This window comes from Aromatoleum bremense, assembly GCF_017894365.1.
Taxonomy (GTDB): Bacteria; Pseudomonadota; Gammaproteobacteria; order Burkholderiales; family Rhodocyclaceae; genus Aromatoleum; species Aromatoleum bremense.
This window is the reverse complement of record NZ_CP059467.1, coordinates 3,879,738-3,900,064: the sequence shown is the minus strand read 5'-3', so window position 1 is coordinate 3,900,064 and position 20,327 is coordinate 3,879,738. Positions and strand designations below refer to the sequence as shown.

Here is a 20,327-nt window from a genome sequence, read left to right as displayed (position 1 = left end):
GTAAACCGCAGCCCTCCCCGGCACCGGCCGCTGCGCCTTCACCGCCCCCCGCGCAGCTTCCCGATATCCGGCCGGGCCAGTCGATTGAATTGCTGAAGGAACTCCACATCCTGACGCGCGACGGCAAGCTCAACCAGGACAGCCGGCGCAAGCTCAAGCAGGTCTATCACCTGTACAACTTTATCGAGCCGCTGCTCGAAGAAGTAATGAACGCGCGCGGCGACCTGACGCTCGCCGACCACGGCGCGGGCAAGTCGTATCTCGGCTTCATCCTCTACGACCTGTTCCTGAAGGCGCGCGAAGGGGGGCAGACCGGCGGCCACATCTACGGCATCGAGACGCGCGATGAACTGGTCGCGAAGTCGCGCGAACTCGCGGCGCGACTCGGCTTCGTCCGCATGAGTTTCCTGAACCTGTCGGTCGAGGACTCGATCGAGTCGCCCGAACTGCCCGAACATATCGACATCGTCACCGCACTGCACGCCTGCAACACCGCGACCGACGACGCGATCCGCTTCGCGTTGCACAAGCGCGCCCGCTTCATCGTGCTCGTGCCGTGCTGCCAGGCCGAGGTCGCCGCCGCGCTGCGCCGGCACAAGAACGAATCGTTCGGCAAGACGCCGCTGTCCGAGATCTGGCGCCACCCGATCCACACGCGCGAATTCGGCAGCCAGCTGACGAACGTGCTGCGCTGCCTGCTGCTCGAATCGCACGGCTACCAGCTCACGGTGACCGAACTTGTCGGCTGGGAGCATTCGATGAAGAACGAGCTGATCATCGCGCGGGCGACGGACCAGCCGCGGGGCAACGCGCAGGAGCGGCTGGCGCAGATCCTCGCCGAACTCAACCTGGAAGAGCTTCGCGACCGTTTTGCGTATTGAAGAGCGGCAGCAAGGCCGGGCGGCGGCGCACCCGATTGCGCCGGCTCGCTTGATCTGGGCGAAGTACCGCAGCCCCGCAATGCGTTAATCTGCAGCTCCCCCACCGGCCGCCCCACATGTCCAACTTTCCGTTTCCGATCCTCGTCGCCGCGATTTTCCTGTTCGGCTGCCTTGCGGTCCTGCACATCCACCGGCGCCAGCAGGAAGCCCAGCGCGACTTGCCGCAGCGCGACGAGTACCTTGCCGCACACTGCCAGCAGACCCCCGCCTGCCTGCGCTGCGCATCGACCGACACGCGCGAATTCGGGCTCCACGAAGGCGAGGACGTGCAGCGCATCGTCGCCTGCAAGAAGTGCGACCAGCTGATGTACCGCTACCGGCGCACGGCGGCTGCGTAGAATCCCGAACGGATAGAACATTCCGCTCGGCCGGGCGGTCCACCCCACATATCCAGCGTGGAGGCCTCGGCCATGGACGTCATCCCCTTGCTCGCGCGACTCGGCGTCGCGAGTGGCGAGCTCGAATGCGGCGGGCTGCCGGTACGCAGCCCGATCGATGCAGAAATCATCGCGCGGCTCGCGCCGCATACGCCAGCGCACGCCGCAGTCGCGCTCGATCGCGCGCAGCAGGCCTTTTTCACCTGGCGCGACGTTCCGCCGCCGCGGCGCGGCGAAGTGGTGCGGCAGTATGGCAACCTGCTGCGCCGGCACAAGGCCGATCTCGGCGAACTCGTGTCGATCGAAGCGGGCAAAATCCGCCAGGAAGGTCTCGGCGAAGTGCAGGAGATGATCGACATCTGCGACTTCGCCGTCGGCCTGTCGCGACAGCTCCACGGATTGACGATCGCGAGCGAACGCCCCGGCCACCGCATGATGGAGCAGTGGCACCCGGCAGGCGTCGTCGGCGTCGTCTCGGCGTTCAACTTCCCCGCTGCGGTGTGGGCGTGGAACGCCGCGCTGGCGTGGGTGTGCGGCGACAGTGTGGTGTGGAAACCGTCGCCACGAACCCCGCTCACGGCGCTGGCGTGCGCAGCGCTGTTCGATTCGCTGCGCAGCGAATTCGACGAGCTGCCGCAAGGCCTGCTCGAAGTGCTGGTCGGGGGCAATGAACTCGCGACCCTGCTTGCCGACGACCGGCGCGTCACGGTCCTCTCGGCGACCGGTTCGACCGCGATGGGCAAGGCGCTCGCGCCGCGCGTCGCGGCCCGGCTCGGCCGCTCGATCCTCGAACTGGGCGGCAACAACGCTGCGATCGTCTGCCCGAGCGCCGACCTGACGCTCGCCGAACGCGCGATTCTGTTCGCCGCGGCCGGCACCGCGGGCCAGCGCTGCACCAGCCTGCGCCGGCTGATCGTGCATGAATCGATCGCCGACGCGCTGCTGGAGCGCCTGCGCACCGTTTGGGGACGGGTCACGGTCGGCAATCCGCTCGATCCGGCCACGCTCGTCGGGCCGCTGATCGATGCCGCGGCCGGTGCGAAGATGGACCGGACGCTGGCCCAAGCGCGGGCATCGGGCGGCACGGTGCAGGGGGGCGAGGCGGTCGGCGTGCCCGGATGCGAGGGCGCGTGCTATCGCCGCCCGGCGCTGGTCGAGATGCCCGAACAGACGGCGCTCGTGAAAGAGGAGACTTTCGCGCCGATCCTCTATGTCCTGCGCTATCGCACCCTGGACGAGGCGATCGCGCTGCACAACGACGTGCCGCAAGGCCTTGCGTCATCGATCTTCACGCGGGACCTGACGGAATCCGAACGCTTCCTGTCCGCGACCGGCAGCGACTGCGGCATCGCGAACGTGAATATCGGGCCGTCCGGCGCCGAGATCGGCGGCGCGTTCGGCGGCGAGAAGGACACCGGCGGCGGCCGGGAATCCGGCTCGGATGCATGGAAAGCCTACATGCGGCGGGCGACCTGCACGATCAACTACTCGGGCGCGCTGCCGCTCGCACAGGGAATACGCTTCGGCCTTGCCGACGGCTGACGGGTCGCGGATGCGCGTCCGGGCAGCAGTCATTCCCTCGTGGGCGCGCGCGTGACCAGCAACTGGTCGATGCGGTAATTGTCGATGTCGACGACCTCGAACTTGTAGTCGCGATAGCTCACCGAATCGGTCCGCTTCGGCACCTTGCGCAGCATGTACATCATGAAACCGGCGATCGTCTCGTAATTCTCGTGGCCGACGAATTCATTGATGTCGAGCGCCTGCATCACGTCCTCGATCGGCGTGATGCCATCGATCAGCCACGAGCCCTCGTCGCGCTTGACGATCAGCTCCTCCTGGAACGCACTGCCGAGTTCGCCCATGACCGTGTTCATGATGTCCTGCAGCGTCAGCAGGCCGACGATCAGCGCATATTCGTTGACGATCATGGCGAAGTCCTCGCGCGCGGCGCGAAAACGCTCCAGCGCCTCGAACAGCGTCAGCGTATCGGGGATCACCAGCGCATTGCGCACGACCGGGTCGGCGCGCAGCGACAGCTTCTGGCCGGACAGGATGCGGGCGAAAATATCCTTCGAGTCGACGTAGCCGACCACCGTGTCGATCGTGCTCTCGCACACCGGGAACTTCGCATGCGTCTGCGCGACGAGCTTGCCGCGGATGCTGTCCTCGGTCTCGTTGAGCGTGAAATAGACGATGCTTTCACGGTTCGTCATCGCCGACGGCACGGTGCGCGAATCGAGCTCGAAGACGTTCACGATCAGCTGGCGCTCCTGCTTGAGCAGCGCCCCGGTCTGCGCACCGACGTCGACCATCGCGACGATCTCGGCGGAGGTGATGTTCTCGGTGCGCACGTTCGGCAGCTTGAACAAACGAAACAGCGCATTCGCGAGGCCGTCGAAGAGCCACACCAGCGGTGCGAACGCGAGCACGCAGAAACGCATCGGCGCGACGACCGCGATCGCGACGCGCTCCGGCGAAGTCATGCCGAGGCGCTTCGGCACGAGGTCGGAGAACAGCACGAAGAGCGAGGTGACGATGACGAACGACAGCACGAAGCTCATCGATTCGAGCATCGGCCCATCGTAGACCACGCCGATCAGTTGCGCGACCGCCGGCGACAGCGTCGATTCGCCGACGATGCCGCCGAGGATCGCCACCGCGTTCTGCCCGATCTGCACCACCGTGAAAAAATGGCCCGGGTTCTCCTGCAGCGCGAGCACGCGCTCGGCGACCGAATTGCCCTGTTGCACCATAAGGCGCAACTTGATCTTGCGCGAGGCCGCGAGCGAAATCTCCGCGATCGAAAAGAACGCGCTGATTCCGATCAGCAGCGCAATGACAAGGATCTGGTTCGTGACACTCACGTACTGCCCCCTCGCAGGCCGCCCGTCGCCGCCCCGTTCCACGGCGCCGCTGCGGCCCGATCCGGCCTGGGAAGCGTCGCGAAAATGCGGCCTTTTGAGAAAACGCCGGGCCGCCCCAAGTTTTCTTGTCCCCCTCGGGGGCGGAAACGGCTTTGCCGTTTCCGGGGGCGCTCAGAACAACGCTTCGACCATAACTCCCGCTGCCCAGCTGCGCCTGCGCTCGGGATCGTCGTCGTCCTGCGGCCAGAAGTGGCCGGCGCTCAGTTCGATGAACGTCCATTCGCGGTAGACCGGCTGCCGCCAGGTCGCGCGGATGCCGTATTCGCCGACACCCACGCGCCGATCCGTTTCGCCGCTGACGAGCGCCTCGAGCCCGGATTCGCGCAGATTCGGGTAGGCCTTGAACATCCCGAAGCTGTTCCCCCACCTCAGCCCGGACGTCTCCTCCGAGATCGTGCCGACGGCCTGCCAGCGGAAAGACCACGAGGGTGAATAGGCATGGTCATAATTGAGCGCGAGCGTCGAACCGAAGCCGTCGTCCGATCGCCAGAAGATCGTCTCGCGCAAGCCGAACACGTCCCGATCGGAAAAACGCCACAACTTCTTGTAGCGCGCCTGCGCATACACGTCATCGACGCCGCCGCGAAAACCCACACGGAACTCGAGGAACTCGCGCAGCGCATAGCCCACACCCGCAAAGAACGACTGGTCGTCGCGGCGGCTTTCGGCCAGCAACTGGTGCTGGCGCGTGAACGCTTCCGGCTGGTCGGTGACCTCCTCCTGCTCGTTGTCCTGGCCGATGAAGAGATAGCCGAGCCGCTTGACGTTCGGCAGGTCCATGCGGACACGAAAACGGAAGTTGTTGCGCAGTCCTTCGTCCTGTCGCGCCAGAAAATCGAAGCGGACGCTGCCGGACACCTTGCCGCCCTCCTCGAACGGGACGTCGCCGAACCAGCCATCGACGGTGCGCGCGACGCCCTCCGTAATCGCGCGCACACCCTGCCGACCCTGCTCCATCATGCTCTCCTCCTCGGCAGGCGTTCTGGCCGCGAGGGTGCTGGCGTCCTGCGTATCGACAGCCAAGGGCGGCGCGGCGGCATCGGGAGACAGGGCAAGATCGCCGGGGCCGGCGGCAGACACCACCGCGACATATCCGATGAGCGGGAACAGCAGGAAGCATCGCCTCATGACGGTTCTCCTTCGCATGCATCCAAAATACCACGAAGGAAGGCCGAAGGTGGAGATCCGGTGAATCCGGGCAGGCGTAAACCTTTCGGTTCAGCCGTACAGGGGCCGTCGCGATCCGTGCACAGCAGCCATCTTCACGCGCCCATCCTGCGCTCCGGCTCGACGAGCACCGTCTGCCGGCCGTCGGTGATCCACACCTGGCCGTCCTGCAGCGTGCATTGCAGCCGCATGCTGCGGGCGGTCAGCGCGGCAAGCGCGGGCGCGACGTCGGGGGGGAGGTTCCATACCGCCAGGTTCGACTGCCGCGCGAGCTTGTCGCGCACGCCGTTCCACCAGATGTCCGCCGCCCGGCCGTAGCTGACGACGACCGTTTCGCGCGCCCGTCCGCAGGCTTTCCGGATCCATTTTTCGTCGGGCTGGCCGACGTCGATCCAGCGCTCGATCGCGCCGGTCAGATCCCGCTGCCACAGGTCCGGCTCGTCATCGACGCACAAGCCCTTGCCGAACGCGAGCGCCGGATCGGCATACAGCGCGAATGCGAGGATGCGCACCATCATTCGCTCGTCGGTTTCCGACGGGTGGCGGGCGATCGTGAAACTGTGATCGGCGTAGTAATTGCGGTCCATGTCCGCAATCGTCAATTCGACTTTGAAAATCGTTGCCTTCAGCGCCATCGTCTGGACCCCGGTCAGTGCACGGGGCCGGCGGGCGGGGTACGCCGCGCCTGTTGCCAGGCGAGCACGGCCTGCGCCGAGTGGGCCATGATGCGGTCGCGCTGCGGCGCCGGCAGTCCGGCGGAAAGCGCCGCGAACAGCGCCTCGTTCATTTCCCGCGCCAGCCCGTCCGCGGCGAGGCCCTCGGCGAGACAGCGGATCTGGATATGCGCGAGCGCATCCGCGACGAGCCGCCAGCCGAGCTCCGGCATCGCCCGGATCAACGCGAACATCATGCCTGCGAGGTGGGCGAGGATCGCTTTCGCCTGTTCGCGCTCGTCGCCGGCGATCATCGCGTGCCACAGCGCGAGATGGATGCCGCGGCGCAATTCGATCTTGAAGTCGATCGCGTTGCCTTCAGTCGCGTCGATCGCGGCGAACTGCTGGTGAAAACGCGCCTCCTGCTGCGGATCGAGGCCGGTGCGCAGCGCCCCGAGGAGTTCGGACAGGCCGGGGATCGCCGCCAGCCCGAAAGCCTGGCTGTATGCCACACCCCACTGGTCGAGACCCGCGACGACCAGCGCGAGGCGCAGGCCGCAGGCGTCCGTGCTCTCACCCGCGGCGCCCCAGTTGCGCAACGCCGACGCGAGCGCTTCGACGCCCCGCACGCGCCCCTCGTCATCTTCGTCGAGCGTCAGCCGGAAAGCCTGCGAGAATCCGTCCTGCGCCATCCGCGCGGCCAGTTTTTGCACTTCCGGCCGGGCGAGCGCCGCGAGCGCGTCGGGCGGAATGGGCGAGGGAGAAGCGGATGGGTCGGGATGCATGCGCGAGGTCCGGGAAAAGGGCGCCATTGTGAGGCCCGCGACTGCGTCCGGCAAATGCCACGGGGCAAGGATGCGGCGCGGGCGGACACCGGGAAACGCCTTCGCCCTTGTGCCCTGCCCGTTTCCTGCGAAAATGGACGGCCGCCCCTCGCCCGAAGGCTTGCCGACCCCATGGCCACACCGCCGTTCGAAAATCTCACTCCGGACCGGATCCTCGACGCGCTCGACAGCGTCGGGCTGATCCCCGACGGGCGTCTGCTCACGCTCAACAGCTACGAGAATCGTGTCTATCAGGCCGGCATCGAAGACGGCCCGATGGTGGTCGTCAAGTTCTACCGGCCGCGGCGCTGGCCGGACGAGGCGATCGGCGAGGAACACCGTTTCGTCGCCGAACTGGCCGAGCGCGAGATCCCCGTCGTCGCCCCCCTCGTGCTGCGCAATGCCACGCTGCATCATCACGCGGACCTGCGCTTCGCCGTGTTTCCGCGGGTGGGGGGGCGCGCACCGGAGCTGTCCGATGCAGCAACCCTCGAATGGATGGGCCGCTTTCTCGGCCGCATCCACGCCGTGGGCGCATTGGCGCCGTACCACGCGCGGCCGACGCTCGACATCGCAAGTTTCGGCGAAGAACCGCGCGACTGGCTGCTCGCCAACGGCTTCATTCCGGACGATCTGCTGCCGGCGTGGCGCAGCACCGTCGAGCAGGCGCTCGACGGCGTGCGACGCTGCTTCGACCGCGCAGGGGCGTTCACCCCGATCCGGCTGCACGGCGACTGCCATGGCGGCAACGTGCTGTGGAGCGAGTCGCCATCGACACCCGGCCCGCAGTTCGTCGACTTCGACGACAGCCGCATGGGCCCGGCGGTACAGGACCTGTGGATGCTGCTGTCGGGCACACGCGAGGACATGAGCCGCCAGCTCGGCGACGTGCTCGCCGGCTACGAAGACTTTCACGATTTTTCGCTGCGCGAACTGCATCTGATCGAGGCGCTGCGCACGCTGCGGCTGATCCACTATTCAGCCTGGATCGCCCGCCGCTGGGACGATCCCGCGTTTCCCGCGGCTTTCCCGTGGTTCAACACGCAGCGCTACTGGCAGGACCGCATCCTGGAACTGCGCGAGCAGATCCCGCTGATGGATGAGCGACCGCTCTGGTCGACATGACAGATCCGGTTTTCCGCGGCACCTGCAGATGTTCTCCGATCCGGTATTCGTCGCCCGAGCGGGTTTGGCGCTGCGATCGTCGACGGGCGTATCATGTCTAGCCCAGCCGCCGGGGTACATCCCACATGTCGGACATTCACGACCAGCACCAGCATCCTCAGCCGCCCTCCGCCGCCGGGATCGGCATCCCCCGTAGCGGGAGCTTCGATCCGGCCGCGTTCGAACGGGCCGTCAATGACCTGCTGCGCGCGTGCGGCGTCGCCCCGGACGCGATACATACCGGAAAAACCTCCACCCGCGTACGCGAACTCTGGCAGCGCCGGCTGCTCGGCGGCTACGACATGGACCCCGCCGAGGCGCTCGGCGACGGTTTCGCCGACGATCGGACCGACATGGTGGTGATACGCGGCATCGCCGTGCATGGCGTGTGCCCGCACCACCTCGTGCCGTTCCGCGGCGTCGCGCACGTTGCCTACCTGCCCGGCGGTCGGTTGCACGGTTTCGGGCGTATTGCCCGCCTCGTCGACGCGATCGGGCATCGCTTCACTTATCAGGAATGGATGACGCGGGACATCGCCGATGCGCTACTGCAGCACGGCCATGCGCGGGGAGCAGCCTGCATCGTCGAGGCCGAGCAGCTGTGCCTGCTGCTCGGCGAGGACCGCCGCGGCGACGAACGGGTCGTGACGCAGGCGTTCGCCGGCGAATTCGAGACGCGCGAGCACCTGCGCGGCGAATTCCTGCACGCGATCTCGGGCCGCGCCCCCGGTCGCTGAAGCGGCGAGGCGATGCCCGGGCGGGTCAGTGCACGGTGAAACCCGGCGTGCGACGGGGGCCGACATCAAGCATCGTGACTTCGCTGCCGAGCAGCATCACCGAACCGCGTTGCCGGTCGTCGCCGGAAGCGGAAAACTCGAAGTCATAGACGCGCCGCAGCCGCAGGCGGCCGTCCGCATCGCGGGCCAGCCGGAGCGAGCGGATCGACACCGTCTCGTCAAGGAACTGCACCCCTTCGCGCCGGCATGCGCTACGCGCCGCCTGTACGCCCAGCTCGCGTACCTTGATGCTGTCGAGCCAGAACCAGCCGAGCAGGCACAGCAGAATCAGGGCGGCGAGTTCGAAGGAGGACATGGCGGGATAGTGACGACGGCAGCAGCGCGACCCGCCGCTCAGTCGAGCATCATGCCCCGCATCATGAAGAACAGGATCGCCGCCATCACCGCCGACGCGGGAACGGTGATCACCCAGGCGGCGGCGATGCGCATCAGCTGCGAGCGCTTGACAAGCTCCTTGCGATACACCTTGCGCAGGCCCTTGCGCTCCATCTTCGAGAAGTGAGCCGGATCGAGCTGCTGCTTGGCCTTGGCCTTCAGTTCGCGCAACATCTGGCCCTTCTCGTCGATCGGCGCGGCTTCGAATTTGGCAAGGAACGCATCGATGGCGGCCTGGTCGCCTTCCGGGTGATGCGCCTTGATGTCGGCAACCATGCGCGCGTAGTTGCTCTTCAGGTACTCGCGCAGGAATCCCACGCCGAACACGCCGCCGACGGCGATGTGTGTCGAGCTCACCGGCAGCCCGAGCTGGCTCGCGATGATCACCGTGATCGTCGCCGACATCGCGATGCAGTACGCGCGCATCTGGTCGAGCTCGGTGATTTCCGAGCCCACGGTCTTGATTACTTTCGGACCGAACAGCGCGAGGCCGATCGAGATCCCCAGCGCCCCCATCAACATCACCCAGAGTGGAATCGGCGCCGCGCGCGAAATCTCGGTTGCGCCGGAGGCGAGGACATCGACGATCGCCGCGAGCGGACCGACCGCGTTCGCGACGTCGTTCGAGCCATGGGCGAAGCTCAACAGCGCAGCGGCAAAGATCAGCGGCGCAGTGAAGAGCCGGTTCACACTCTGCTTCGAGTTCGCGATCGACTGCGCGCGGCGGGCGACGATCGGCCGGACCAGGAACAGCACTGCAACGGCAAAGCCGAAGCCGGTCAGCACGGCGGTCAGGAAATCGACCTTCCAGACCTGCTTCAATCCTTTCAGCAGCAAATAGGTTCCGAACGCCCAGGCCATCAAGGCGACCAGGTACGGCACCATGCGGGTGGCGGCCGCAACCATGTCGTGCTGGTACGTGATGCTGCGCTTGATCAGGTAGAGAAACGCCGCCGCGACGATGCCGCCCATCAGCGGCGAGATCACCCAGCTGGCGACGATCCGGCCCACCTCCTCCCAGTTGGCGATCCCCATCCCGCTCGCCGCGATGCCGGCGCCGAGCACGGCGCCGACGATCGAGTGGGTCGTCGACACCGGCGCGCCGACCGCGGTCGCAATGTTGAGCCACAACGCGCCGGCGAGCAGCGCCGACATCATGACCCAGACAAAAGTGTCCGGATCCGGAATCCTGGCCGGGTCGATGATTCCGCTGCGTATCGTATTGACCACCTCGCCACCGGCAATCAGCGCGCCGGCCGCCTCGAAGATCGCCGCAATCACGAGCGCGCCGCCCAGCGTCAGCGCCTTCGATCCGACTGCCGGCCCGACGTTGTTCGCCACGTCGTTGGCGCCGATGTTCATCGCCATGTAGCAGCCGACCGCCGCTGCCGCGACCAACATGACGCTGCCCTCGCCCTGTCCGATCATCGCGGCGTACAGCATTGCGCCGACGATGAAAATCAGGCCTGTTCCGAGACGAAAGAGTTCCGCCCGGCCTTTCCGGGTCGCCCGCTCGATCTCGCTGATGTGCTGAAGCTCCACGTGCTGAATTCCGTAATCAAAAGGACCGGTATTGTTTCAGAAATGGTTCCATGCCCCAATCACGACGCACAGGATTTGCGTCGCAAAGGTCACAGTTTGTCGTATTTATCCGAACGTCCGCGCGCCTTGTCGGCGGGATAACGCCCCGCGTTGAGCGCCAGCTTGCGCTGTGCCGCCTCGCCGAGGTCGATATCGAGGACGTCCGCGAGCCGGACCAGATACAGCAGCACGTCCGCCAGTTCGAGCGCCACTTCGGCACGCCGCGCTTCGGACAGATTCGCCGATTCATCGGCGCTAAGCCACTGGAAATGCTCGATCACCTCCCCGGCCTCCCCCGCCAGCGCCATCGCGAGGTTTTTCGGCGTATGGAAGCGCTCCCAGTCGCGCTCGGCTGCAAAGGCCCGCAGCGCGTCGCGCAGCACAAGCAGCTGGTCGCGTTCGCTCATTCGATGTGGTGCTCCAGATCGAATCTCCCCTCGCCGTCCTCCCCCAGCACGCCCGCGAGCCACGGCATCACTGCCTCCAGCGTCTGCGGCAGCACCCATGGGGGATTGACGACGTACAGCCCGCTGCCAAACATGCCGAAGCCGTCGCGCGGCGGTTTTTTCACCGCGAGGCGCACGTCGAGCCAGTTTTCAGCGCCGAGGGCCGCGAGGCGCTCGGGCAGCTGGCGTGCCTCGGTACGCGCCAGCAGCGGATACCAGACGGCGTAGGTTCCGGCGGGGAACCGCTTGATCGCGTCGGCAAGGGTATCGACGACGCGGCGGTAATCCTCCTTGACCTCGTACGGCGGGTCGATCAACACGACGACGCGGCGCGACGGCGGCGGCAGCAGGCCGCGCAGCGCCGTGAAACCATCCGCCTTACGGACCTGGACGCGCTGGACGTCGCGCGCGAACGTCTGCCCAAGCAGCGCGACATCGGCCGGATGCAATTCGAACAGCCGCATGCGGTCCTGTTCGCGCAACTGCGTCATCGCCAGCGCCGGCGAACCGGGATAGAAGGTCAGCCGGCCGTGGGGGTTGAACTGGGCCAGCGCATCGAGATACGGGCGCATTGCGTCCGGCAGGTCGTCCCGCTGCCACAGCCGGCCGATTCCGCCCGCGAATTCGGCGTTCTTCCCCGCCTGCTCGCTGTCGAGCGCATAGCAGCCGGCGCCCGCGTGCGTATCGACGTACCACCAGGGTTTCTCCTTGCGGTTGAAGTAGCGCAGGAGTTCGATCAGCACGAAGTGCTTGAGAACGTCGGCGTGATTGCCGGCATGAAAGGCGTGGCGGTAACTGAGCATGAAGACGGCGCTATCTGACTGAGCGGCGAATGCTAACACCACCTGTTATCATTGCGCCCTGCCGGCGCTCGGACGACCGGCTCCGATGGAGAATGAAGAATGGCGATATACGCCCTCGGCGAACGCGTTCCCGATTTTGGAGAAGGCTGCTGGGTTGCAGACAACGCAACGGTAATCGGCCAGGTGCACGCCGGTCGCAATGTGAGCATCTGGTACAACGTCGTGATCCGCGGCGACAACGACCCGATCGTGATCGGCGACAACACGAACATCCAGGACGGTTCGATTCTGCACAACGACGACGGCGTGCCGCTGACGATCGGCTCGAACGTAACCGTCGGCCACATGGCGATGCTGCACGGTTGCACGGTCGGCGACGGCTCGCTGATCGGCATCAATGCGGTCGTGCTCAACCATGCCGTGATCGGCAAGAACTGCATCGTCGGCGCGAATGCGCTGATCCCGGAAGGCAAGGTGATTCCCGACCGCTCGCTCGTCGTCGGCTCGCCGGGACGCATCATCCGCGAACTGTCGGACGAGGACATCGCCGGGCTGCGCACGAATGCGGCGAACTACGTTGCGAATGCGCGGATGTATGCGGCGGAGTCGCGCCACATCAATCCGTTGAAATCGGTGAAGTAACGTCCTCATTGCAACACGCGCCACGTGCGCCGGTCCGCCGATACCCGCACGCGAGCCGGACCGCCAGTCCGGGCGCCGTCGCGCCGCCGGGTTTCCGGCTGGGCAGGAAAGCATCCTGTCCTCCCGTATCGCGCGGATACTTACAAGACATTACACGTCCGGGCTCCGGGGATAGAAAATGGTCTATACACTGCGCGCCTGAGCGCTTCCGCCCCTGGCGCGAAATCGACGCCACCTCCATTCCATCCGATTGCGGCTACGCCCATGGCACATCGCGCAACCCGACACTTCCTCGCCCTGCCGCTCGCGCTCGTCATGCTCGCCGCTTCACCCTCCGCAACCGCCCATGCCGAACGAGTCGTCCCGACGGTTGACCTCTCGGCCGACGCCAGCCGGGCGGCGCCGAACGACATGGCGATTGCGAGCCTGTATTTCGAAGCGGATGGCGCGGATCCCGCACCGCTGGCAAGGCAGGTCAATGCGGTGATCGCCTCGGCTCTCGAACAGGCGCGCCTTTACCCCGCGGTGAAGGCCAGGAGTTCCGGTACGAGCACTTTTCCGGTCTATGGCAAGGAGGGCCGGAAGATCGAAGGCTGGAGGATGCGCTCCGAAATCCAGCTCGAGAGCCGCGACCTGCCGGCGCTGTCCGAGCTGCTCGGCAAACTCCAGGGGAAGCTCGCCCTGTCCGGTCTCCTGATGCAACCGGCGCCCGAAACACGCAGGAGCGTCGCGGACCTCGCGGCAGGCGACGCGATCCGGGCTTTCCAGGCACGTGCCGACGCGGTCGCCGCGACGCTCGGCAAGCCGTATCGCATCCGCCACCTGTCGATCGGCTATGGCGGCGAGTCGCCGCCGATCCGGCCGATGATGAAAACCACCACCTTCGCCGCGGAGGCAGCACCCGCTGCGATCGAAGCGGGTGAAAGCGAAATTGCCGTGACGGTCAGCGGCACGATAGAACTGAGCGAGTAAGCCGAACCCCATGACGAATGACCCGCGCCCCGGCACAGCAAACCTGAAAATCCGCGTCGCATTGCTGGTCGCATTGAGTGGTGCTACCGGCATGCTCGCGAGCACCGCCTACACCCGCGACGCCTCGCGCGTCGTCGGCTACGCCTGTCCCGGCGGCGAGCGCTTCTCCGTCGAATACCTGCGCGACCACATCCGCCTGCGCACGGGGGCGGGCATCTTCGCGCTGGCCGTTCAGCCGGCGGGGTCGGGTGAAAAATATTCCGACGGCCACACAGTATTTCGCCTGCAGGGATCTGAAGCGCGGCTCGAACGCCCGGGCCTGGCGACCAGCGCCGATTGCAGGGCACAGGATCAGCGCCTCTGAGCGCCCCCAGGAAACGGCTTTGCCGTTTCCGCCCCCCGAGGGGGACAAGAAAACTTGGGGCTGCCCGGCGTTTTCTTGAGGAGCGCGTTGCGAGCGCCGCTCCACCTCGGTGCGGCGCTCAAGCGACTGACCTTCGGAACCGGCGGCCTGCAGGGCCGTTTTTTTTCGGTGCGAACAGGCCGCGATTGGAATATCTTTCGCCAGACCGATCACGGGTTCCCATCATGCCAGCTCGCCTACCGGCTCCGGTCGGACTCGTCGCCGCGATCGCGACCGCACTGCTCGCCGCCTGCAGCAGCCTTCCCACCGCCACGCCACCCGGTCCTGCATCCGGCCGCGAAGACGGCAGCTATTTCTCGCTTAACGATCCCCTCCATTCGCAGGAAATGGTGATCTTCGCCCTCGGCCTGCTCGACACCGCCTACCGCTTCGGCGGCCGCAACCCGGAAGCCGGGCTCGATTGCAGCGGCATGGTGAGCTACATCGTCGAGCAGATCAGCGGCCGCCGCCTGCCCCACAACGCGGCGCAGATCGCACAACTGACCCGCCCGATCCCCATTCCCGCGTTGCAAGCCGGGGATCTCGTGTTCTTCAACACGCGCAACCAGCGGCATTCCCACATGGGAATCTATCTTGGCGACGGCCGATTCGTTCATGCCCCGTCGAGCCGCGGGCGTATCCGTATCGAATTGCTGGAGAATCCTTATTTCAAAAGCCGGATCGATGGCGCCCGCAGTCTCCTTGCGGCAAACTGAGCTCCCCGGACGCGACGGCGGACGGGCATTACACAGATCGGGCCGCGAGCCCGGCACAAGAACGTGATGGTCCACATTCACACGGAGGACGCCATGCCGAGACGCAGGATTCGCGACGTAATCGAACACCAGAGCATACTCACCGCACCACGCGACATATCGGTGCGGGAAGCGACGCGCCGGATGGCGCAAGCCGGGGTCGGCGCCATCATGATCACCGACGCGGAACGGCTGGTCGGCATCTTCACCGAGCGCGACGCCCTCGTTCGCGTGCTCGCAGCGGGCCTGGACGCTGAGTCGGTGCGGCTCGACCAGGTGATGACAGCCAGTCCGCAAACGGCCATGCCCGACATTCCGCTGGGGCACGCCTTGCACATGATGTACGACGGCGGCTTCCGCCACATCCCGATCGTTGACAACGGACGGCCGATCGGCATGGTTTCCGCGCGCGACGCGCTCGGCCAAGAGTTGGTCGCGTTCGAAGTCGAGCTTGAGCGGCGCGACGCGATCACCGACCTGCTCTAAGCTCTTCGCTCCGGGTGTGTGGCGGGCATCACGGCTTGCGCGGGATGTGGACGAAGATCTCGTCCGGTTTCGTCAGGCCGAGCTCGAAGCGCGCGCGCTCCTCGATCGCTTCGTTGCCCGACTTCAGGTCGTGCACCTCCGCCTCGAGTCCCGCGTTGCGCTGCTCGAGGCGCTGGTTCGTTTCGCGCTGCGCCTGCAACTGGCGATCCACGTCCCACACGCGCAGCCAGCCGCCTTTACCGAGCCAAAGCGGATACTGCAGGACGATCACCAGCACGGCGAGAACGATCACGGGCCAACGCATATTCGAAGGTCTTGCCGAAAAGCTCGCCCACGGGTCCGTGCAGGCAGAGCAGCGTTATTCATCGGAGTTGAAAAAACGGGGCCGGCGGATGAGCGCCGGCCCCGGTCATGTCATGATGCAGCGGCCGCCGAAACGCCAGCCGCCCGGGCTTGCGCTCAGCGCACCCGCAAGTTGTAGAACGCGCGGCGCCCGGGGTAGCTGACGGTATCGCCGAGATCTTCCTCGATGCGCAGCAGCTGGTTGTACTTCGAAATGCGATCCGAGCGCGACAGCGAGCCAGTTTTGATCTGCATCGCGTTCAGGCCGACGGCGATGTCGGCGATCGTCGAATCCTCGGTTTCACCCGAGCGGTGCGAGATCACCGCGGTGTAGCCGGCGCGCTTGGCCATCTCAACGGCGGCGAAGGTTTCCGACAGCGTGCCGATCTGGTTGATCTTGATGAGGATCGAGTTCGCGACGCCCTGGTCGATGCCCTGCTCGAGGATCCTGGTGTTCGTCACGAAGAGATCGTCGCCGACCAACTGCAGGCGGCGGCCGAGCTTGTCTGTGAGCGTCTTCCAGCCGGCCCAGTCGTTCTCGGCCATGCCGTCCTCGATCGAGACGATCGGGAAGCGGTCGGCAAGCGTCGCGAGGTAGTCGGCAAAGCCTTCGGAGCTCAGCGTCAGCCCTTCGCCGGCGAGCACGTACTTGCCGTCCTTGTAGAACTCGGACGCGGCGCAGTCGAGCGCCAGCAGTACGTCGCGGCCCGGCTCGTAGCCGGCGGCGGCGATCGCGTCCTGGATCATGTTCAGCGCCTCCTCGGTGCCGCCGACGTTCGGCGCGAAACCGCCCTCATCGCCGACCGTCGTCGGGTAGCCCTTCTTGTCGGTGAGCTTCTTCAGGTGATGGAAGATCTCGGCACCGCAACGTAGCGCTTCGCGGAAGCTCGTCATCGACACCGGCATGATCATGCATTCCTGGATGTCGAGGCTGTTGTTCGCGTGCGCACCGCCGTTGATGACGTTCATCATCGGCACCGGCATCGCCATCGGGCCGGAACCGCCGAAGTAGCGGTACAGCGGCAAGCCGGCTTCTTCGGCGGCGGCCTTCGCGACAGCCATCGACACCGCGAGCGTCGCGTTCGCGCCGAGCCGCGACTTGTTCTCGGTGCCGTCGAGTTCGATCAGCGTGCGGTCGATGAAGGCCTGCTCTTCGGCGTCGAGGCCGATCAGCGTTTCGGAAATCTCGGTGTTGACGTTCTCGACCGCCTGCAATACGCCCTTGCCGAGATAGCGTGCGGCATCGCCGTCGCGCAGCTCGATCGCCTCGCGCGATCCGGTCGAGGCGCCGGACGGCACCGCGGCCCGGCCCATGACGCCCGATTCGAGCAGGACATCGGCTTCCACCGTGGGGTTGCCGCGGGAATCAAGAATTTCGCGGGCAATGATATCGACAATTGCACTCATGGTTTTTCCTCTCGTTCTTGGGAATCGAAAACTTTGGAACCGCGTTCTGCGGTGCGCGGCGAAGTTCAGCCTGCCATCTCCAGGAAACCGTGCGCTTTCACCAGTGCGTCGATTTCCTTGAGCGTCGCGAGCAACGCCCTCATCTTCGGCAGCGGCCATGCGTTCGGGCCGTCCGACAGCGCCTTCGCCGGATCGGGGTGGCTTTCCATGAAGAGGCCGGCGATGCCGACCGCGACCGCGGCCCGCGCCAGCACCGGCACGAATTCGCGCTGGCCGCCGGAAGCCGTGCCCTGCCCGCCGGGCAATTGCACCGAATGCGTCGCGTCGAACACGACCGGGCAGCCGGTCTCGCGCATGATCGCGAGGCTGCGCATGTCGGACACAAGGTTGTTGTAGCCGAACGACGCGCCGCGTTCGCACACCATGATCGTGTCGGCGCCGCCGTTGGCTTCGCGCGCCTTGTCGACGACGTTCTTCATGTCACCGGGCGCGAGGAACTGGCCCTTCTTGATGTTCACCGGACGGCCAGAAGCCGCGACCGCGTGAATGAAATCGGTCTGCCGGCACAGGAACGCCGGCGTCTGCAGCACGTCAACGGCCGCCGCGACCGCCGGGATCTCGTCGATCGCGTGCACGTCGGTGAGCACGGGAACGCCGAGCTGCTTCTTCACGTCGGCGAGAATCTCCAGGCCTTTTTCCATCCCCATGCCGCGATACGACTTGCCCGAGCTGCGGTTGGCCTTGTCGTACGACGACTTGTAGATGAACGGAATGCCGAGTTCGGCGCAGATTTCCTTCAGCGCGCCGGCGGTCTCGAAGGCCATGTCGCGCGATTCTATGACGCACGGCCCCGCGATCAGGAAGAACGGCTTGTCGAGGCCGGCCTCGAATCCGCAAAGTTTCATTGCCACTCCTTCAGGCCGACGTCGCGGCCGCCTTGCGCGCGAGCGCCGCCTTCACGTAGGCCGTGAACAGCGGATGCCCCTTGCGCGGGTTCGACGTGAATTCCGGATGGAACTGGCAACCGACGAACCACGGATGGTCCGGCAGCTCGATCATTTCGCACAGGTCGGTGCCCGGCGCGCGGCCCGACACCCGCAGGCCCTTCTCTTCGAGCCGGGCGAGCAGCGTGTTATTCACTTCATAGCGGTGGCGATGACGTTCGACGATATCGGCCGCGCCATACACTTCGCGGGCGAGCGAGCCTTCGACGAGATGGCAGACCTGCGCGCCGAGGCGCATCGTGCCGCCGAGGTCGGACGCTTCGCTGCGCTTTTCGACCTTGCCGCTGCGATCCTGCCATTCGGTGATGAGGCCGATCACCGGGTACGGCGTGTCGCGCTCGAATTCGGTCGAATGCGCGCCGGCCATGCCGGCGACGTCGCGGGCGAATTCGATCACTGCGAGCTGCATGCCGAGGCAGATGCCCAGATACGGCACCTTGTTCTCGCGCGCAAAGCGGATCGCGGCGATCTTGCCTTCGGTGCCGCGCTTGCCGAAGCCGCCCGGCACGAGGATCGCGTCCATCTTCTCGAGCACCGCGCAGCCGTCGCGCCCGATGTCCTCGGAGTCGATGTAGTGGATGTTGACCTTGCTCTCGGTGTGCATGCCGGCGTGGGACACGGCTTCGATCAGCGACTTGTAGGACTCGGTGAGGTCGACGTACTTGCCGACGAAGGCGATATCGACCGTGTGCTTCGGGTTTTCGAGCGCACGGATGAGGTTTTCCCACACCGACAGGTCGGCCGCGCGCGCGAGGATGTTCAGCTTGTGGCAGACGATCTCGTCGAGCATCTGGTCGTGTAGCTGGCCCGGGATCTTGTAGATCGAGTTCGCATCGAGGCACTCGATGACCGCTTCGGGCATGACATTGCAAAACAGTGCGATCTTGCGCCGTTCGTCGGCGGGCACCGGGCGGTCCGCGCGGCACAGCAGGATGTCGGGCTGGATGCCGATCTCGCGCAGTTCCTTCACCGAGTGCTGCGTCGGCTTGGTCTTCAGCTCGCCGGCGGTCGGGATGTAGGGGATCAGCGTCAGATGGATGAAACAGGTGCTGTTGCGGCCTTCCTCGATGCCCATCTGGCGGATCGCTTCGAGGAAGGGCAGCGATTCGATGTCGCCGACCGTGCCGCCGATCTCGACGATCGCGACCTCGGCGCCTTCCGCGCCGCGCTTGATGTACTGCTTGATCTCGTCGGTGATGTGCGGGATCACCTGCACCGTCTTGCCGAGATACTCGCCGCGCCGTTCCTTCTTGATCACCGACTCGTAGATCTGCCCGGTCGTGAAGTTGTTGCGCTTGCCCATCCGGGCGCTCGTGAAGCGCTCGTAGTGGCCGAGATCGAGGTCGGTCTCCGCCCCGTCTTCAGTGACGAAAACTTCGCCGTGCTGGAACGGGCTCATCGTGCCCGGATCGACGTTGATGTACGGATCGAGCTTGAGGTGGGTGACCTTGATGCTGCGGGATTCGAGAATGGCCCCGAGCGAGGCCGCTGCGATGCCTTTGCCCAGTGAGGACACGACACCGCCGGTTACGAAGACGTATTTGGTCATGGGAACGCTGCTGCGGGAAAGCGCGATGATAACCGAAGAGGCCGCCGGTCCGGAAGCGGACCTGACCGGCGCATTCCGTCTCCGGCACCGCCGCAGCGTCCCGCCGTCGCGTTGTCGTCAGCGGATGAAGTCCCGGTTGATCTCGCGGAACAGTTCCGTGCCCCCGCGCTGCAGCCACTCGAACGCGACCATCTCGCGCGAGACGATCTCGATGCCGTGGCTGCGCATGCGTGCAAAAGCGAGCTCGTGGTCGGCGGGATTACGCGAACCGCACGCATCCGCGACAACGAACACCTGCTTGCCCGCCCAGCGCAATCCGAGCGCCGTCTGCTGCACGCACACGTGCGCCTCGGTGCCGCAGACGATGATCTGCCGCCGGGCGTCCACTGCGGTCCTGTCGAGGCAGCCGTCCGCTTGCGCCGAGAAGCATTCCTTGGTGACGAACTCGGCGCCCGCCGCAGCGGCTGCGATCGCCGGCAGCGTGGCACCGATTTTCGCCGGGAAATGCTCGGTCACCACGACCGGCACGCCGATGCGCGCCGCGAGGCCGGCGAGCCACGCGCAGTTGTGCGCGACGTGCTGCCCATCGTGAATCGCCGGAGCGAGGCGTTCCTGGACGTCGATGACGAGGAGCGCGGAGGTGGCGGGATTGATGAGCATTCGTTGTTCCTCAAATGGGTCGGTGCGGGCGCACGAAATGCCGTACGGCAGC

General features: G+C 65.9%; 23 protein-coding genes. 10 read left to right on the top strand and 13 right to left on the bottom strand.

The window, feature by feature from the left end; all coding sequences use genetic code 11:
- Positions 1-65 precede the first annotated feature (65 nt).
- From pbN1_RS18435 to amaB, 3 genes are all read left to right on the top strand, one after another.
- Positions 66-881, top strand: coding sequence for a class I SAM-dependent methyltransferase (locus pbN1_RS18435; protein WP_210147771.1), 816 nt, complete (start codon positions 66-68; stop codon positions 879-881).
- Between the two features lie 116 nt (positions 882-997).
- Positions 998-1,279, top strand: coding sequence for a hypothetical protein (locus pbN1_RS18430; protein WP_169202587.1), 282 nt, complete (start codon positions 998-1,000; stop codon positions 1,277-1,279).
- 72 nt (positions 1,280-1,351) lie between these two features.
- Positions 1,352-2,860 (top strand): L-piperidine-6-carboxylate dehydrogenase, encoded by a 1,509-nt coding sequence (gene amaB / locus pbN1_RS18425; protein ID WP_169202586.1) that lies wholly within the window; start codon positions 1,352-1,354, stop codon positions 2,858-2,860.
- A gap of 29 nt (positions 2,861-2,889) precedes the next feature.
- Here amaB and paeA read toward each other — a convergent pair whose 3' ends face one another.
- The 4 genes from paeA to pbN1_RS18405 form a co-directional block, all read right to left on the bottom strand.
- Positions 2,890-4,185, bottom strand: coding sequence for a polyamine export protein PaeA (gene paeA, locus pbN1_RS18420; RefSeq protein ID WP_169202585.1), 1,296 nt, complete (start codon positions 4,183-4,185; stop codon positions 2,890-2,892).
- 171 nt (positions 4,186-4,356) lie between these two features.
- On the bottom strand, positions 4,357-5,373 hold the full coding sequence (locus tag pbN1_RS18415) for a hypothetical protein (RefSeq protein WP_169202584.1): 1,017 nt from the start codon (positions 5,371-5,373) through the stop codon (positions 4,357-4,359).
- A 134-nt stretch (positions 5,374-5,507) separates the two neighbouring features.
- Positions 5,508-6,047, bottom strand: coding sequence for a YaeQ family protein (locus pbN1_RS18410; protein ID WP_169202583.1), 540 nt, complete (start codon positions 6,045-6,047; stop codon positions 5,508-5,510).
- A 14-nt stretch (positions 6,048-6,061) separates the two neighbouring features.
- Positions 6,062-6,850, bottom strand: a complete 789-nt coding sequence (locus pbN1_RS18405; RefSeq protein WP_169202582.1) for a hypothetical protein — start codon at positions 6,848-6,850, stop codon at positions 6,062-6,064.
- A 171-nt stretch (positions 6,851-7,021) separates the two neighbouring features.
- Here pbN1_RS18405 and pbN1_RS18400 point away from each other — a divergent pair, with 171 nt between their 5' ends.
- Together pbN1_RS18400 and folE are read left to right on the top strand one after the other, a co-directional pair.
- Complete coding sequence (locus tag pbN1_RS18400) at positions 7,022-8,014, top strand: serine/threonine protein kinase (protein WP_169202581.1); 993 nt, start codon at positions 7,022-7,024, stop codon at positions 8,012-8,014.
- Between the two features lie 125 nt (positions 8,015-8,139).
- The gene (gene folE / locus pbN1_RS18395; protein WP_169202580.1) at positions 8,140-8,790 is read left to right on the top strand and encodes a GTP cyclohydrolase I FolE; all 651 of its coding nucleotides are present in this window, start codon (positions 8,140-8,142) and stop codon (positions 8,788-8,790) included.
- Positions 8,791-8,815: 25 nt separating this feature from the next.
- Here the strand turns inward: folE and pbN1_RS18390 are convergent, their stop codons facing one another.
- From pbN1_RS18390 to pbN1_RS18375, 4 genes are all read right to left on the bottom strand, one after another.
- Positions 8,816-9,145: a DUF3301 domain-containing protein gene (locus pbN1_RS18390; protein WP_169202579.1), complete on the bottom strand. Its 330-nt coding sequence runs from the start codon at positions 9,143-9,145 to the stop codon at positions 8,816-8,818.
- Positions 9,146-9,183: 38 nt separating this feature from the next.
- Positions 9,184-10,767 (bottom strand): inorganic phosphate transporter, encoded by a 1,584-nt coding sequence (locus tag pbN1_RS18385; RefSeq protein WP_169202578.1) that lies wholly within the window; start codon positions 10,765-10,767, stop codon positions 9,184-9,186.
- An 89-nt stretch (positions 10,768-10,856) separates the two neighbouring features.
- Positions 10,857-11,213 (bottom strand): nucleotide pyrophosphohydrolase, encoded by a 357-nt coding sequence (locus tag pbN1_RS18380; protein ID WP_169202577.1) that lies wholly within the window; start codon positions 11,211-11,213, stop codon positions 10,857-10,859.
- A complete protein-coding gene (locus pbN1_RS18375) occupies positions 11,210-12,055 on the bottom strand; it encodes a 23S rRNA (adenine(2030)-N(6))-methyltransferase RlmJ (RefSeq protein WP_169202576.1) in 846 nt (281 codons plus the stop codon). The genes pbN1_RS18380 and pbN1_RS18375 overlap by 4 nt, the downstream gene beginning before the upstream one ends.
- Positions 12,056-12,154: 99 nt before the next feature.
- Here pbN1_RS18375 and pbN1_RS18370 point away from each other — a divergent pair, with 99 nt between their 5' ends.
- The 5 genes from pbN1_RS18370 to pbN1_RS18350 all read left to right on the top strand — a co-directional run bounded on the left by pbN1_RS18370 (position 12,155) and on the right by pbN1_RS18350 (position 15,313).
- Positions 12,155-12,697, top strand: coding sequence for a gamma carbonic anhydrase family protein (locus tag pbN1_RS18370; RefSeq protein WP_169202575.1), 543 nt, complete (start codon positions 12,155-12,157; stop codon positions 12,695-12,697).
- A 264-nt stretch (positions 12,698-12,961) separates the two neighbouring features.
- Entirely contained in the window at positions 12,962-13,669 is a 708-nt protein-coding gene (locus pbN1_RS18365) for an SIMPL domain-containing protein (RefSeq protein WP_169202574.1), read from the top strand.
- A 10-nt stretch (positions 13,670-13,679) separates the two neighbouring features.
- Complete coding sequence (locus pbN1_RS18360; protein WP_169202573.1) at positions 13,680-14,033, top strand: MliC family protein; 354 nt, start codon at positions 13,680-13,682, stop codon at positions 14,031-14,033.
- A gap of 224 nt (positions 14,034-14,257) precedes the next feature.
- The gene (locus pbN1_RS18355) at positions 14,258-14,788 is read left to right on the top strand and encodes a C40 family peptidase (RefSeq protein WP_169202605.1); all 531 of its coding nucleotides are present in this window, start codon (positions 14,258-14,260) and stop codon (positions 14,786-14,788) included.
- Positions 14,789-14,881: 93 nt separating this feature from the next.
- Positions 14,882-15,313, top strand: a complete 432-nt coding sequence (locus tag pbN1_RS18350) for a CBS domain-containing protein (protein WP_169119324.1) — start codon at positions 14,882-14,884, stop codon at positions 15,311-15,313.
- A gap of 28 nt (positions 15,314-15,341) precedes the next feature.
- Here the strand turns inward: pbN1_RS18350 and ftsB are convergent, their stop codons facing one another.
- From ftsB to pbN1_RS18325, 5 genes are all read right to left on the bottom strand, one after another.
- Positions 15,342-15,617 carry a cell division protein FtsB gene (gene ftsB / locus pbN1_RS18345; protein WP_169119323.1) on the bottom strand — a complete coding sequence of 92 codons (276 nt, stop codon included), beginning with the start codon at positions 15,615-15,617 and terminating at the stop codon, positions 15,342-15,344.
- Positions 15,618-15,772: 155 nt separating this feature from the next.
- On the bottom strand, positions 15,773-17,062 hold the full coding sequence (gene eno, locus pbN1_RS18340) for a phosphopyruvate hydratase (RefSeq protein WP_169202572.1): 1,290 nt from the start codon (positions 17,060-17,062) through the stop codon (positions 15,773-15,775).
- A gap of 65 nt (positions 17,063-17,127) precedes the next feature.
- On the bottom strand, positions 17,128-17,967 hold the full coding sequence (gene kdsA / locus pbN1_RS18335; RefSeq protein WP_169202571.1) for a 3-deoxy-8-phosphooctulonate synthase: 840 nt from the start codon (positions 17,965-17,967) through the stop codon (positions 17,128-17,130).
- 10 nt (positions 17,968-17,977) lie between these two features.
- Positions 17,978-19,615, bottom strand: coding sequence for a CTP synthase (locus pbN1_RS18330; protein WP_169202570.1), 1,638 nt, complete (start codon positions 19,613-19,615; stop codon positions 17,978-17,980).
- Positions 19,616-19,732: 117 nt separating this feature from the next.
- Entirely contained in the window at positions 19,733-20,275 is a 543-nt protein-coding gene (locus pbN1_RS18325; RefSeq protein WP_169202569.1) for an isochorismatase family protein, read from the bottom strand.
- Between the last annotated feature and the right edge of the window lie 52 nt (positions 20,276-20,327).

What these genes read in the sequence shown, in the direction of transcription:
- pbN1_RS18350 (WP_169119324.1), top strand. Translation starts at nt 14,882, where the DNA reads ATGCCGAGACGCAGGATTCGCGACGTAATCGAACACCAGAGCATACTC.
- pbN1_RS18370 (WP_169202575.1), top strand. Translation starts at nt 12,155, where the DNA reads ATGGCGATATACGCCCTCGGCGAACGCGTTCCCGATTTTGGAGAAGGC.
- eno (WP_169202572.1), bottom strand. Translation starts at nt 17,062, where the DNA reads ATGAGTGCAATTGTCGATATCATTGCCCGCGAAATTCTTGATTCCCGC.
- amaB (WP_169202586.1), top strand. Translation starts at nt 1,352, where the DNA reads ATGGACGTCATCCCCTTGCTCGCGCGACTCGGCGTCGCGAGTGGCGAG.
- pbN1_RS18380 (WP_169202577.1), bottom strand. Translation starts at nt 11,213, where the DNA reads ATGAGCGAACGCGACCAGCTGCTTGTGCTGCGCGACGCGCTGCGGGCC.
- pbN1_RS18405 (WP_169202582.1), bottom strand. Translation starts at nt 6,850, where the DNA reads ATGCATCCCGACCCATCCGCTTCTCCCTCGCCCATTCCGCCCGACGCG.
- pbN1_RS18365 (WP_169202574.1), top strand. Translation starts at nt 12,962, where the DNA reads ATGGCACATCGCGCAACCCGACACTTCCTCGCCCTGCCGCTCGCGCTC.
- pbN1_RS18390 (WP_169202579.1), bottom strand. Translation starts at nt 9,145, where the DNA reads ATGTCCTCCTTCGAACTCGCCGCCCTGATTCTGCTGTGCCTGCTCGGC.
- pbN1_RS18330 (WP_169202570.1), bottom strand. Translation starts at nt 19,615, where the DNA reads ATGACCAAATACGTCTTCGTAACCGGCGGTGTCGTGTCCTCACTGGGC.
- kdsA (WP_169202571.1), bottom strand. Translation starts at nt 17,967, where the DNA reads ATGAAACTTTGCGGATTCGAGGCCGGCCTCGACAAGCCGTTCTTCCTG.
- pbN1_RS18360 (WP_169202573.1), top strand. Translation starts at nt 13,680, where the DNA reads ATGACGAATGACCCGCGCCCCGGCACAGCAAACCTGAAAATCCGCGTC.
- pbN1_RS18410 (WP_169202583.1), bottom strand. Translation starts at nt 6,047, where the DNA reads ATGGCGCTGAAGGCAACGATTTTCAAAGTCGAATTGACGATTGCGGAC.
- ftsB (WP_169119323.1), bottom strand. Translation starts at nt 15,617, where the DNA reads ATGCGTTGGCCCGTGATCGTTCTCGCCGTGCTGGTGATCGTCCTGCAG.
- folE (WP_169202580.1), top strand. Translation starts at nt 8,140, where the DNA reads ATGTCGGACATTCACGACCAGCACCAGCATCCTCAGCCGCCCTCCGCC.
- pbN1_RS18355 (WP_169202605.1), top strand. Translation starts at nt 14,258, where the DNA reads ATGCCAGCTCGCCTACCGGCTCCGGTCGGACTCGTCGCCGCGATCGCG.
- pbN1_RS18400 (WP_169202581.1), top strand. Translation starts at nt 7,022, where the DNA reads ATGGCCACACCGCCGTTCGAAAATCTCACTCCGGACCGGATCCTCGAC.
- pbN1_RS18415 (WP_169202584.1), bottom strand. Translation starts at nt 5,373, where the DNA reads ATGAGGCGATGCTTCCTGCTGTTCCCGCTCATCGGATATGTCGCGGTG.
- pbN1_RS18430 (WP_169202587.1), top strand. Translation starts at nt 998, where the DNA reads ATGTCCAACTTTCCGTTTCCGATCCTCGTCGCCGCGATTTTCCTGTTC.
- pbN1_RS18375 (WP_169202576.1), bottom strand. Translation starts at nt 12,055, where the DNA reads ATGCTCAGTTACCGCCACGCCTTTCATGCCGGCAATCACGCCGACGTT.
- pbN1_RS18325 (WP_169202569.1), bottom strand. Translation starts at nt 20,275, where the DNA reads ATGCTCATCAATCCCGCCACCTCCGCGCTCCTCGTCATCGACGTCCAG.